Below are 13338 nucleotides of genomic sequence, written 5' to 3'. Positions count from 1 at the left end.
CATAATACTCTTAAATTTTATTTAGGGTTCTGTTTTAGCCATTCGCCTACGAATGAATCGGAGCAGGTTCTTGCAACCGTACCCGCATCAAAACCGTTTCGGCCAACCGTTGAGGCACCGCCAGATCTCCATTGCAATCGATGTACATCAGTTATGCTGTACTCATAGAATTCTATTAGGTTTGTGTAACTGACAATACCGGGCTGAGGTTCGGACGCGAACACATAGCAGATAAGATAGTTTGGCGCGGATGGATCGACAACGACTCCATCTCTTCTCAACGCCAACTCAAGCGCTGATTGACCATTGGTTCTGAAATCGTCGATATTTAGCTGGACATTTAGCCAATTCAAAACAACGAACCTTGCGTCAACTTTTTCCACACCCTTAAGAGCAATGCCATTTAGTTCAGGAAAAACCTGCGAGCTTGTTGCTGAGCTTAAAAAGACTAAGAGAAGCAGAGCAGCAAGGGGTTTTGCTTTCGAATTTTTTGTACCATCCATAGTCATGATTTTCCAAGTAGCTAGTAAGATGTTTCAAATTTAGGATGAATTCAACAGATGGTCAATTTTTACGTACAGGTAAAGTGCAGTTGACAGCGCGAAAAGTTTCAGCGAGTATTTCCCCAGCATACGCAACTACGCCCTGAACGAAAGTTTGGGGCGTTTTTGTTGGTGCCTCGGAAACTAAGAGCAAGTATTGGTCGTGTAAGCCCCGCGCAGAAATGCCGGGGCTTTTTTCGTTTTGGGAGTTTGGTTTTGGGTATAGACGCTAGCCTCATCATGCTGGTCATTGCATTGATCGGACTGGGCACGGGTGGGCTGACGTGGCTTGGTCGTTCGAATGCTGCGCGTATTGAGAACAACCAGGCGGCAAATGATCAGAAGCTAGAAGCCGCAAGGTTGATTCTGGATAAGAAGATCGAATCTCAATACCAAGCGTTACATGACCGTTGCAGTAACAACGGTGACCGGTTACAGAAACTGCAAATGCACATGGCAGAAAACTATGTGCGCAATGATCACTTGGAAAAAGCGATCACGAAAACAGAAAACGCGGTGCTGAAGGAAGTCCACAACATTGGCGATAAAGTGGAGCTTATGAACCGCCACATAACGCATTTGATTCAGGCGCTGGGTAAGGACAAGTCATGAGCAGCATCACCGAAATCAAGCACAACGGCAGGATCTACTTCACCAAGAAAGAGTTGGCATGCAAGGGCACTGGCATCATCCGGTTAGCCCCACGATTTGCCGATGAATTGCTGGCGTTGCGCTTAGAGCTAGATGAGCCAATGAACCTTACTTCCGCCTGCCGCTCAAAATCACACAACACCAATGTAGGTGGGCACCCAAGAAGCCTGCATGTTTGCGATGAACCCTACTGGCCTACGGGTGGTTGTTGTGCCGTTGACGTTGGCACTACTGACCCTGCATACCGCGCACGTCTTATCAAGACGGCCCTTCTGATGGGATGGAGTGTAGGCGTACATAAAGATTTTATTCACCTTGACCGTGGCGCTGACTTTTCGGCTCGGTCTGAACCCATGCTGTTCCCTTACTGAGGAAAAACCCATGATTAACCTTGCCCCTTTTGCTGAATATTTTGTTTTGCTGCTGATGACAGCAGTATCGGCGCTGGCCATGCCTGCACTGATTGCCTTACGCGACAAGCTGAAGATTGACCAAGACAGCCAGCTGGCCAGCACTATGGACAACGGCTTGCATCTGGCATTGAAGTGGGCTGAAACCCAAATGCTGCTGCGCGGCCAGAAACTGACTATTGAAACCCGGCACCAGTTCATTGCAGATGCTGCCAACTACGTGGCGGAAAACTTCCCCGGCATTATGAAGCACTTTGGTATTACGCCGGAACGACTACAACACATGATCGAGGCGCGCACCTATGGCCGACTGGGCAACGATAATCCTCCGAATATTGGATCTTCTGGATCGGTATCTGGCGGACTCAAAGCGGCGTGAACATCAACGTGCGGTGGACAAGATCAAAAATGATCCTGCTGGTGCTTGGGCTGAGCGTTTTGGCCGGGTGCCAGACGGCGCCGAAGTGCAGCCTTCCGCACGTTCCGAACAACCTTCCGGGCGTTAGCTCAGATAACACAGTTACGCTCCAAGAGGAGCACATAGAATCGTTGCTGATCTACTTCGAGCAAGTAGAGCAGTGTCGATAACGGCACGCTGAGAAGCGCCCAGGGCAAACCGTGAGGTTCCCAATAACCATGACGGGAGGTGATCCAGTCCGAGCGGGTGAGGTGATAAGCCGAGGCCCGCAAACCATTTGAGTGATCCCATGGCAGAAAATCGAAAGGTCAAAGCACGGGATGACGACGGCAACCCAATATGCGGTGCAAAGACCCGCAAGGGTGGCGTGTGCAAAAACCCGCCGATGCCCAATGGCCGGTGCCGGATGCACGGAGGTGCAACGCCACCACCACCCAAAGGTGTGCCGAGCGGTGCGCTGAAGCATGGGATATACAGCAAATTCCTGACACCAGAAGAACAGGAGCTGACCAGTCACATTGAACTGGGCAAGGTCGACGCTGAACTGGTGATGTGTCGTATACGTCTGCACCGCATCATGTCGTTTGAGCAGCGAACGCAGTCAGAACAAAACGATCTGCTGCTTGAAGAGGTGAAGGATAAGACCACAACAGTTCTGAAGGTTGGTGGTGATGAAGGTGCAGAATCATTGCCCGGCATTGAAACCACCACTACGCGCCGCCGCTACGACTTTGAAGACGCGGTAGATCGATTGTTGCGCCGCATTGAGAGCTTGGAGAAAACCCGATTCGCCCTGATGGGTGAAGGTGGCACTGAGGCTGACGCCGCCTTGGACGAGTTGCTGGATGAACTCGATGACTGATGTCAGGGAGAAGATCAAACGCATCCTGCGGAAAGCTATTCAGGACTTTGTTTGGGGAGCAATGAAGCTGGGCCGCATTAAAGATAAGCGCGGCAAGCTAACCCCGTTCCTGCTCAATCAGTCGCAGCTCTACGTGCATAGGCGCATGGAACTGCAGAAAGAGCGGCTTGGCTATGTTCGGCAATTGATCATCAAGGGCCGACAGCAGGGCATAAGCACTTATATCGGCTGGCGGTTCTTTCAGTTCGTGGCGTTCCGTCGAGGCTTGACGGCGTTCATTCTGACCCATGAGAACAAGACGACCGATAACCTGTTTGCGATGGTTAAGCGGTTCTATGAGTCGCTGCCCTCACTGCTTCGGCCAGCCAAGAAGAACGACAGCGCCAAGCGCTTGCAGTTCACCAAACGTGATGCTGGCTATGAAGTTGGTACCGCGGGCAACCGGCAAACTGGCCGAGGCTTTACCGCTCAATTGTTCCATGGTTCCGAGGTGGCTTTCTGGCCCAGCGCTGGTGACATTCTTGCGGGCTTAATGAACAGCATTGCTTCAGAGCCTGATACGGAAATCGTACTAGAGAGCACGGCCAATGGTGCCCGTGGTGACTTCTACGAAATGGTGATGCTGGCAAAGACACCCAAAAGCCAGCGCACTGAAGAAGATCAGGCGTTTGAGTATGAGGTGATCTTCATCCCCTGGTACTGGCAGTCTGAGTACAGCCAGAAAGAACCGAATGGGTTTAAGCGTAGTCAGGCTGAAGATAGGTTGGCGGCGCTGCTGCGAAATCACCCGGACGGTGAAGAGTACAATCACGACATTACCGACGATCAGTTGTATTGGCGTCGCGTAAAAATCCGTGAACTGAACAGCCTAGACAAGTTCAAGCAGGAATACCCCAGTTACATCGAAGAGGCGTTTCTGTTCAGCGGTCGGACGGTATTCGATCCTAACCACACAGAGTTGGCCCTTGCCGACTGTCGTGAGCCTACAGCACGATTTTCTATTGATTCAGAGGGTAACTGGTTTCGTCGTGACGACGGCGAGCTTCGCGTGTGGGCGCTTCCGAAGAAACGGCGGCGCTATGTGATCGGCGGTGACGTGGCCGAAGGCTTGGTCCATGGCGATTTCAGTACCATCGATGTGCTGAATGAATCGGGCATACAGGTGGCGCAATGGCACGGCCATGTTCCACCTGATCGCCTTGGTGACATCGTGGTCGCCATTGCCAAGCGATACAACAACGCTTTCGTCGGTATCGAGCGCAACAACCACGGCTTGAGCACGCTGTACCGTATCCGTGACCTTGGCTACACCAATGTGTATTTCCAGCAAGATCATGAAAAAGTCAGTGAGCGGTCGGTTCGTAAGATGGGCTGGCTCACCAGCTCGCGCTCTAAGCCGTTGATTATTGATCGGTTGGGCGCGTTATTCCGTGATGGCGTGAGCGGCATACGGTGTCGAGATACTGTTGATGAATGCCGCCGGTACGTGGTGCATGACAACGGTTCTTTCGGCGCTGATGCTGGTTGTTTTGATGACCGAGTAATGAGCTATGCGATTGCTCAAGAAATGCTGCGTCAAATGCCAAAGCAATTGATTGACGACATCCACCTTCCAAATATTTCAGATAAGACAGCAGGTTACTGATGAGCGATACAGACACCGACGCCACGACAGAGCAGCAGTGGGTGGATGAGCTGGCGAATGATATTCAGTCAAAATTTCATGCAGCCAAGGTCGCTCGCCAGCCGTTTGAAGAAGAGTGGCTGAAGGATTTACGTCAGTTCCATGGCATCTATGAAAGTGATGTATCGAGTGGCTTTGACGAAAACCAATGCAAGGCCTTCATTCGACTCACCCGCAGCAAGGTGCGTTCATTTGATGCGCGTGTACGTGATTTGCTGTTTCCAGCAGGTGGCTCCGACAAAAACTGGTCTATTCGCGCCACCCCCATACCTGACTTAACACCTGATTTGGTGGCGGCTTTGAAGGCCCAGGTGATTGAAGTTACCGGACAAGAGCCGACAGAAGAGCAGATGGAAACCATTTTGCAAAAGACGGCCGCAGAGCGCATTGAGGCGATGAGTGCGCTGATGAATGACCAGCTCAAAGAAGGGCACTATGTCAGCCGAAATGCCGATGTTGTTCATGAAGCCAACCTATACGGAACGGGCATCTTGAAAGGCCCTATGGTCGATTTTAAAACGCGCAACCGGTGGTCAATGGTCGATGGTCAGTATGTGATGTTGACCGAAGAGAACATGCTGCCGTATTTCGCGCACACGAGCCTCTGGTCGGTTTATCCTGACCCGGAAGCAACACAGCTATCTGACTGTGAATACATCATTGAGCGGCACGTAATGCCCAAGCACAAGTTACGCAAATTGGCTAAACGGCGTGATTTTGATGGGGAAAAGATTACGGAATATTTGGCGTCCGGTGCGGCTGGAAATATCAAACGACAGAATTGGGAAACGGAGCTCAAGCTGATCGCCGGTAATACCAACGTGGCTGACGGTAAAAACCGTTACGAAGTGTTGGAGTATTGGGGCTTGGTGTCAGGACAAGACCTAGCCGACTATGGTGTTGAGGGTATTGATCCTGAAGACACCAGTGCTCTCAACATGGAATATGAAGCTCAAATCTGGGTGATTGATAATCTGGTGATTAAGGCGGATCTAAACCCGACTGAACAACAGTCCCGACCTTACAAGTTTTTCCGCTTTGAGAAACAAGAAGGTGCCTTGTGGGGCGTGGGGATTGCCCAGCTTATGCGTGATACTCAATCGCTCTTCAATGCGTCCATTCGTATGGTGGTGGACAACGCCGCCTTGAGTGCTGGACCGGTGTTTGAGTTGGATGGCTATTTGATCGGCAACAAAGTGCACCAGTACGCCAACATTCGGCCGCGAATGGTGATTATTCGTGAGGGTGCCGCCGGAGAACCTAACACCCCCGCCGTACGCATACACCAGATTCCTAACGCAGTGTCTCAGCTCATGCAGTTGGCGCGGCTGTTCAAAGAGCTCGGTGATGAAGCCACGGCCATTCCAAGTTATTTGCAAGGCCATACTGAGAACATAGGTGGTGCCGGGGATACCGCATCAGGTTTGTCCATGCTTATGGGGGCAGCACAGATCACCGTAAAAGACGTGGTGGCGAATTACGATGTAGACATCACCAAGCCAGCAATTACCGATCTGTATCACTGGAACATGCAGTTTACAGAAGATGAAGCCATTAAGGGCGATATGGAAGTGATCGCCGAAGGGTCGAGAAGTTTGGTTGCGAAAGAGATTCAGGCTAACCAGATTGCTCAATTTACCAATCTGGCTGAAAGCCAAACGTTCGGCAAATACTGCAAGCCGCATGAAATCCTAGAGCACTATGTGAAGTCCACCGACATGCCGGATTCGGTCATCAAGACGAAAGACGAATACGATGCTTGGGAAGAAATGCAGCAACAAATGCAGGCCATGGCGCAGCTACTGGAACAAGTTGGCATAGACCCCGAGAGTGGACAGCCAATACCCGGTGGCATGATCGCTCAAGCACAACAGAATGCCAGTATGGTTACTGCCTGATGAATGATGATAGTCGTGCATTGGCGCTGTTGGGCGCCAGCACAGAAGGCGCTTTGCTGCGCCGTACGTACAACAAACACATAGCTGATCTTCACGTTCAGCTTGAAACCCAGCGCGACAGTACCCGCGCTGCAGAATTACGGGGCAGAGTCATGGCATACCGTGAAATGCTCCGCGATATTGATCCGCAAAAAGCCCCCGATTAACAGGACAGGCTTCCTTGTGGTCATAAACACAACCCGCCATGTGCGGGTTTTTTTGTAACTGGATACTGCACAGCAGCCCAGGGGAGATAGAAACGATGGCAAGAACTGAAGAGCAAAACCAAGACACCTTTGATGCTGACTATGACGCTGAATGGGGTGAGGGCGAAGCTGTTGATTTAAACGGTGATGAGCAGTCGGACGACGCTGACGACAAACTGGAAGAGGCTGACGAAGCGTTAGCCGCTGAAGGTGAGTCTGCGGACAGTACAGAGGAAGACGAGCCTCTGGACCCCAAAGAAGAGCAGCGCCGGAAAAGTTGGGAAGGCCGCATTAAGGCAGAAGAGCGCCGTATTGCGGAAGAGCGTCAACGACTGGAACGTGAGAAGGCAGAACTGGAAGCGAAGAAGCCGCCAGCCGAATCACAGTCCAACGATGACTCTCATGACTTCAGCGATGTTGAAGACGACTTTCCTGAATTGGCTCAACACCTGAAAAAGACCAACGAACGGTTAGACCGTGAACGTCAGGAGCGCGAACGACTTCAAAACGAGATCACCGAACGGGAGACGCGGGATGCGAAACGTGCAAAAGAATTGCACGAGCAAAGCATTCTGTCTGTGCACCCGGACGCCTACGATCTGGTGGAAGAAGGCGAGATTCATACGTGGCTTGAAGACTTACCTTACCGTGAAGCGCGTGAATACGAACGCATCATGCAGAAGGGTAGCGCTGACGAAGTGGTCACTATGCTCAATCAGTTTAAGGCATCGAAAACCAATACGGGCCCACGCCCAACCAAAGACCGTACTCGCCAAGCCCAGTCCATGGCGGCGGTGAAGAGTTCGCCGGTGGTCGCTAGACCGCGCGGTAAACCTGATCCCAACGACTATGACGGGGCATGGGATGAGGACGATTGATCTGATTCTATTTAGTGAGGACTAAATCATGCCTGTAACTTATGGCGACATTTCCCCGCGTACTCAAGCCAAAGCTGAGAAAGAGCTGCTGAAACGCGGTACTCCACACCTGATGCTTGAGCATTGGGGCCAATCCAAGCCCTTGGGCCCGAACGAAACCAAGTCCATTACCTTTCGCCGTTATGAAGCATTGGATGCAACGCCTACGGCATTGGTTGAAGGCGTTAAACCTGCCGGTAAGTCACTGACCAAAACAGACGTGACCGCTACGCTGGTGCAGCGCGGTGACTACATCGAATTAACGGATGTGGTTCTGGACACCCATGAAGACCCTGTCTTGATGGAGTCTACCGAAATCTTGGGTGAGCAAGCGGCGCAGATGTATGAGCGTGCGCGGTTCGGCGTGCTGAAAGCGGGTACCAACGTGTTCTATGCGGGCGCAGCCACGGCTCGAAACCAAGTAGCGGGCAAAATGACTCGTACTTTGCAGCGCCGCATTACTCGTGCTTTGAAGGCACAGAACGCTAACTTCATCACCAAGAAGTTGAAGGCTTCACCCAACTACGCAACTGAGCCCGTTGCTGCCGCATTCGTCGCCGTGACTCACACCGATGTTGAGAACGACATTCGGGACATGGATGGCTTCGTTCCGGTAGAGAAGTACGCAACAGGTACGCCACTGCATGAAGGTGAAGTTGGGAAGGTTGAGAATGTGCGTTACTGCGTGAGCCCAATCTTCGACCCATACCCGGATGCGGGCGCGGTTGAAGATGGCACTTACCTCAGTACCGACGGCGATAACAACGATGTTTACCCCATCTTGTTCATTGCGCAAAACGCTTACGGAATCGTGCCATTGAAAGGCAAGGGCGCAATCAACTTGATGATTCGCAACCCTAAGCCTGACTCTGGTGACCCGTTGGCGCAAACCGGTACTGCTGGCTGGAAGGGATACGAAACCAGCGTCATTTTGAATGATGCTTGGTTGGTGCGTGCCGAGGTGGCAGCAACCATCTAAACGATGATTGGTGCGGAAAACGATAGCGGCTCTTCGGGGCCGTTTTTTTATGCTCTAAATTAATGGTGAACCCCATGGCAAAACTCACGAAAGCAAAACTGGAAGCAATGAGCGCGACAGAGATTGCGGACATTCTGAAAAACGAACACGGCATTGAGGTCGACGTGGATGACGAAAACAAAGGTGCTTTGGTTGAGCAGGTATTAGCAGCTCAAACCGCGAAGCCCAATGACACCGGTAAAGTCACCACCAAATCCTCCGGCGGCAAAGCAGCCACTAAATCCAAGAAGACTAAGATTCTGATTGGTGAGCAGGAAGGTGAGGCCGATTACGTGTTTGTTGGTGTGAACGGTCGCCAGTATCAAATTCCTCGTGGTAAAGAAGTCGAAGTGCCGGCGGAAGTGGTGCAAGTTCTTCGGGACGCAGTAACTGAGAAGTTTGAAACCAAAACAGATCCTAAAACCGGACAGAAGTATTCGAAACCCAAAATGGTGCCGCGCTTCAACTTCCAAGTCATCACTGAGTAAGCCTTTGTGTATCTCGACGATATTGTCAAAGACTTGCTGATCGATGCGGGAGGCGCGCCGCGTTTTGTGGTGAAAGACCGGCTGCTGCGTGCTCTACGTGAGTTTATGCGTGCCTCTGATGCATGGATTCACAGCGTTACGGACTTCGCAGTTCAGCGCGGTGAGGCTCACTACACCATTGAGCCACCCGAGCACACCAAAGTTGGCCGTGTAATGAAGGTGGGTAAGCGCATGCCGGTGGGTACCACGGGGCGCAAATTGCCTGGCTACATTCAGGGGCCAAGCTCGCAGGCGATCACCTTAGACCCAATTCCATCGCAAGATGAAGTGGTCAATTTAGTTATGTCGCTTATACCGCTGCGCACGCTGGCTGAATTACCCGATGACCTGTACGACACATGGCAGGACGGTATCCGTTCTGCTTGTCTGTTTGATCTGTACGCCATGAAAGATCAGCCATGGTCTGACCCACAACTGGCGAACTATCACATGGGCGTGCGAGACGCAGAAATTAACCGTGCGCAGCAAGTGGTCGTGGCCGGTCACTCTCAAGGCATCATCGAAGTCACAATTCCTCGATTTGGGTAAAAAACTATGGCAACCACTCGCGTGCGAGAACTGATTGATGATGCAAAAAGGATTTTGCAGGAAGTATCCGAAGAAGGTACGCGCTGGACAAACGTTGAGCTGCTTGCTTGGTTGAATGAGAGCTATAAAGCGATAGTGCAGGTCAAGCCCGATGCCAACACCGCAAGCGCAAGTATTGACCTAGTGGATGGAACGCGACAATCCATCCCCGCTGACGGACTGAGGTTGCTTGATGTTGTTAGAAATACTGAAGGGATGGCTGTGTCCCTGATTGATCGGCAATACCTAGACCTGTTTGACCGCGATTGGCACCGACTTCCTGAGCAAGACAACATCGAGCATTTTACCTTTGATGAGCGCGACCCAAAGCGCTTCTATGTTTACCCGCCCGCGACTTTCGGAACTGAAGTCGATGTTGTTTACAGCAAAGTTCCGGCTAGCCATGAAGAAAGCGCTCTGGAAGACGAGAATGTAACCATCAACATTGATGACGCTTATGCACCTGTGATGCTGGATTACATTCTCTACCGATCGTTTGCCAAGGACAGTGATGACGGTGGCAACATGAACCGCAGCATGGTCCACCGCCAGGCATTCCGAGAATCACTTGGCTTATCTGTCCAGACTGACCTTATGAACAGCCCTAACGCTTCCTGAATCCGACGAGACGCCCCATGACTACCCCAATTCAGAACAGCCGCTTGAACTACCAGATCAACCCTATCGTTCGCGGGGATAACTACTCAATTGAAGTCCGCTTAAAGGATGAGAACGGAAGCCCGTTAAGCCTGGCAGGACGAACACTGTGGTTCACCATCAAGGAATCACCGAGCCAAATTGATGACTCCGCACAACTGCAGGCAAGTTTTCCTCAGTCTGGCAGTGACGCTGAAAATGGAATTGGTTACATCACTCTCAATGCTGCTCAAACGGAGGTATTGGAGCCGATTCGATACTGGTATGACATTCAGCTCGTAACCGATCCATTGACTATCACTACATTAATGCGTGGCCGTGTTCGGGTAGACGCTGACATTACTCGCACACGGGAGCTTTGATCAATGGCCAACACTGTTATTAACGCCGAGATCAATTATCAGCAAGTTGAAGTGGTGATGCAGGGTGATCAGGTTATTGAGGTCACTTTATTTGCAGATCCGGGCGCAACTGCTGCACTGGCTCAGCGCGCCGAAATTGCAGCCGTAGCGGCCGAACAAGCTGAAAACAACACCGAAGTGAAGCGCCAAGACGTTGCGACCCGCCAAGCGGATGTGATTGATCGACAAAGCGATGTGGCTGACCGCCAAACTGACGTTATAGACCGCCAGAGCAACGTTCATTTGCTGCGCGACGAAACAGCAGACCTAAACCAGCAAGCCGGTTCACACCGCGCAGCAGCAGAGCAAGCGCAGAACCTATCCGAGCAAGCGCGTGATCAGTCGGGGTTGTCTGCAACGAACTCGGCTAACTCAGCCACGGCTTCGGAACAGTCCCGGTTGGCGTCTGAAAATGCACGGAATATTTCGGATCTCCGGGCTACGGATTCGGAAGCCGCGCGCGATGCTGCTCAAAGTGCCGAAACACAAGCCGGACTGAGCCGCGATCAAGCGGTCGCCGCTCGGCTGGCAACGGAATCTGCGCGTGATACGACTCTCACTGCGCGTGACACAACGCTGACGGCGCGAGATGTCACAGTAACAAACCGAGAGGACGCAGAAACCGCACGCACTGGGGCGGAAGATGCGCGCGATGCATCGGTTTCGGCACAAGGTGCGTCGGAAGCGGCGCGTGATGTCAGTACGCAGAAGCGCAACGAAGCTCAGGCTTTCCGTAACCAGGCCCAAGAGTTCCGTAACGAGGCGGAAGACTTCGCGGCCATAGCGTCAACCGCATTCAAGTACATGGGCGTATGGGACGTAACAGACGGCAACCCGCCGGTCCCGTTGAACATGGGCCAACCGATTGATGGGTTTTATACGGTAAATGGCGACGGATTCTTGTACGGGATTGAGTTCGATAGCGGCGACGAGATCGTGTATCAAGTGGATACCGCGAACTGGAAGCGCGTAGGACGCCAACGCCCAGCGACCGCCGACCGCGACAAAACGAATAACGTAGATCTTTTCCTCGCTCGCGGTATGAAGGAGCACATTGACAGTGACGATCATGACGGTCGTTACCCATTAAACACAGACTCCCGTCTTTCGAATAGTCGCGAATGGACGGCAAGCACGGTATCTCAAGCGGAAGCAGAAACGGGTGCAGCCACAACAAACCGTAAATGGACTGCTCAAAGAGTACGCCAAGCGATAGTAGCCTGGTGGAACGGTTCTGCGGCAAAAGCTAAGTTAGATGGTATTGAAGCGGGTGCTGAGAAGAATCCAGCTACCACTGCCAGCCGGTCATCGTCGTCTACCACTACGGTTTTACAAGCGAAGGCGATGAACGACCACCGTTCTAGCGGTGATCACGATGGTCGGTACTGGCAACCGGGGTTAGATATTAGTCTAGCGAGTCATCACGACAGTGCGGTAACCAAACTCTTGGGTTCACGCGGGTCTGATGGTGCAACTCATTATGTGCTGTTGTGTAGAGCAGGGCAGACCGGCAAAACTGCTGGCATGATTACCGGTTCCCGTGGAGCTAGTGGCCATAATGCTACCGGACTTTTTTTGGTATCCGCCGGTACTGGGGGGTCGAGTCTTCCGGGGGCGTCTGTAGTTTGTCTACAGACGCAAGTGGATGGTGTGTCGCTAGTTACGTTGACTCACGCTGGTGTGCAGTACATCGCACTCAGCTTTACGCGCAGTCTACACCAAGAGTACAACAGTATTTACTTTAGAGGGGACTCAACACATTTATCTGATGTTAAGCTGGTTGAGGCTGCAGATGTGCTTAACGTTGCCCCCTTTACGGGAGGTAACGGATTAGGGCTTAAACTTCTAGGCGGATCTTTTTCAGGCGACGGCTCCGGGCTCGTAGGTCTAAACGCCACCAATTTAGCTTCAGGCACGTTGCCTGCCGCGCGCATCCCGTTTGGTAGTGGAGCAAACACAGTAACGGAAGGTAATGATGCTCGCTTGAGCAACAGCCGTGAGTGGATGGCATCCACAGTATCTGCAACCGAGGCCGAGGCAGGCACCTCAACCGCTCGCCGCGCATGGACAGCACAAAGGGTAAGGCAAGCCGCGTTGTTGGCTGTCGTGAAAATCGGTTTCGTCTATGTCCAGTTCCCCGGTATGTCGGCCCCTTCTAGTTTGTTTGGCGGGACATGGACACGGCGATTCGACACCGAGGGTATATTCTTTCGGACGGAAGGCGGCGAGGCGTCGGCGTTTGGTAGTGGGATTCAAGCTGACCAGATGCAGCTGCTTACAGGGCAGCTTTACCAAATCACTCAGCGTCCGACCTCTAACGCAAACCGTCTGGGAGTGTTTTCTGCTACAACTCGCATTAGTAATGATGGTCTTAGCCAGTCAGGTACTCGTTATGCGTATTATCCGGTTGTAGATTTTAATTCTTCTAATAGCCCGAACGCACGAACCTCTGCTACAACGTCGGGGCAGACCTTCCCCCGAAACCGAACTATCCGCGTATGGGAAAAAACAGGTAATTAA

Annotated in this window: 15 protein-coding genes; 14 read left to right on the top strand and 1 reads right to left on the bottom strand. The window is 52.1% G+C overall.

Annotated features, from left to right (window positions below):
• Positions 1-17 precede the first annotated feature (17 nt).
• Positions 18-509 (bottom strand): hypothetical protein, encoded by a 492-nt coding sequence (locus NFC81_RS09150; protein WP_304994182.1) that lies wholly within the window; start codon positions 507-509, stop codon positions 18-20.
• Positions 510-758: 249 nt separating this feature from the next.
• On the opposite strand from NFC81_RS09150, the gene NFC81_RS09145 reads away from it, so the two are divergent.
• The 14 genes from NFC81_RS09145 (at position 759) to NFC81_RS09080 (ending at position 13338) form a co-directional block, all read left to right on the top strand.
• The gene (locus NFC81_RS09145; RefSeq protein WP_304994181.1) at positions 759-1154 is read left to right on the top strand and encodes a hypothetical protein; all 396 of its coding nucleotides are present in this window, start codon (positions 759-761) and stop codon (positions 1152-1154) included.
• Positions 1151-1564 (top strand): D-Ala-D-Ala carboxypeptidase family metallohydrolase, encoded by a 414-nt coding sequence (locus tag NFC81_RS09140; RefSeq protein WP_304994180.1) that lies wholly within the window; start codon positions 1151-1153, stop codon positions 1562-1564. Before NFC81_RS09145 ends, NFC81_RS09140 begins: the two co-directional genes overlap by 4 nt.
• Positions 1565-1574: 10 nt before the next feature.
• Positions 1575-1982 carry a hypothetical protein gene (locus NFC81_RS09135; RefSeq protein WP_304994179.1) on the top strand — a complete coding sequence of 136 codons (408 nt, stop codon included), beginning with the start codon at positions 1575-1577 and terminating at the stop codon, positions 1980-1982.
• Between the two features lie 328 nt (positions 1983-2310).
• Positions 2311-2883 carry an HGGxSTG domain-containing protein gene (locus NFC81_RS09130; RefSeq protein ID WP_304994178.1) on the top strand — a complete coding sequence of 191 codons (573 nt, stop codon included), beginning with the start codon at positions 2311-2313 and terminating at the stop codon, positions 2881-2883.
• Positions 2876-4528 carry a hypothetical protein gene (locus NFC81_RS09125; RefSeq protein ID WP_304994177.1) on the top strand — a complete coding sequence of 551 codons (1653 nt, stop codon included), beginning with the start codon at positions 2876-2878 and terminating at the stop codon, positions 4526-4528. Before NFC81_RS09130 ends, NFC81_RS09125 begins: the two co-directional genes overlap by 8 nt.
• Positions 4528-6465 carry a hypothetical protein gene (locus NFC81_RS09120; protein WP_304994176.1) on the top strand — a complete coding sequence of 646 codons (1938 nt, stop codon included), beginning with the start codon at positions 4528-4530 and terminating at the stop codon, positions 6463-6465. The genes NFC81_RS09125 and NFC81_RS09120 overlap by 1 nt, the downstream gene beginning before the upstream one ends.
• Positions 6465-6671: a hypothetical protein gene (locus NFC81_RS09115; protein WP_304994175.1), complete on the top strand. Its 207-nt coding sequence runs from the start codon at positions 6465-6467 to the stop codon at positions 6669-6671. Before NFC81_RS09120 ends, NFC81_RS09115 begins: the two co-directional genes overlap by 1 nt.
• Positions 6672-6766: 95 nt before the next feature.
• Positions 6767-7588, top strand: coding sequence for a hypothetical protein (locus tag NFC81_RS09110; RefSeq protein WP_304994174.1), 822 nt, complete (start codon positions 6767-6769; stop codon positions 7586-7588).
• A 28-nt stretch (positions 7589-7616) separates the two neighbouring features.
• Positions 7617-8606: a N4-gp56 family major capsid protein gene (locus NFC81_RS09105; RefSeq protein ID WP_304994173.1), complete on the top strand. Its 990-nt coding sequence runs from the start codon at positions 7617-7619 to the stop codon at positions 8604-8606.
• 74 nt (positions 8607-8680) lie between these two features.
• Entirely contained in the window at positions 8681-9133 is a 453-nt protein-coding gene (locus tag NFC81_RS09100; protein ID WP_304994172.1) for a hypothetical protein, read from the top strand.
• A 6-nt stretch (positions 9134-9139) separates the two neighbouring features.
• The gene (locus NFC81_RS09095) at positions 9140-9721 is read left to right on the top strand and encodes a hypothetical protein (protein WP_304994171.1); all 582 of its coding nucleotides are present in this window, start codon (positions 9140-9142) and stop codon (positions 9719-9721) included.
• 6 nt (positions 9722-9727) lie between these two features.
• A complete protein-coding gene (locus NFC81_RS09090) occupies positions 9728-10378 on the top strand; it encodes a DUF6682 family protein (protein ID WP_304994170.1) in 651 nt (216 codons plus the stop codon).
• A 17-nt stretch (positions 10379-10395) separates the two neighbouring features.
• On the top strand, positions 10396-10779 hold the full coding sequence (locus tag NFC81_RS09085) for a hypothetical protein (protein ID WP_304994169.1): 384 nt from the start codon (positions 10396-10398) through the stop codon (positions 10777-10779).
• Between the two features lie 3 nt (positions 10780-10782).
• Complete coding sequence (locus tag NFC81_RS09080; protein ID WP_304994168.1) at positions 10783-13338, top strand: hypothetical protein; 2556 nt, start codon at positions 10783-10785, stop codon at positions 13336-13338.

The sequence above is a fragment of the Salinispirillum sp. LH 10-3-1 genome (assembly GCF_030643825.1).
Taxonomy (GTDB): domain Bacteria; phylum Pseudomonadota; class Gammaproteobacteria; order Pseudomonadales; family Natronospirillaceae; genus Salinispirillum.
Note: the sequence above shows the minus strand (reverse complement) of the source record. Positions and strands in the feature narration are given on the sequence as shown.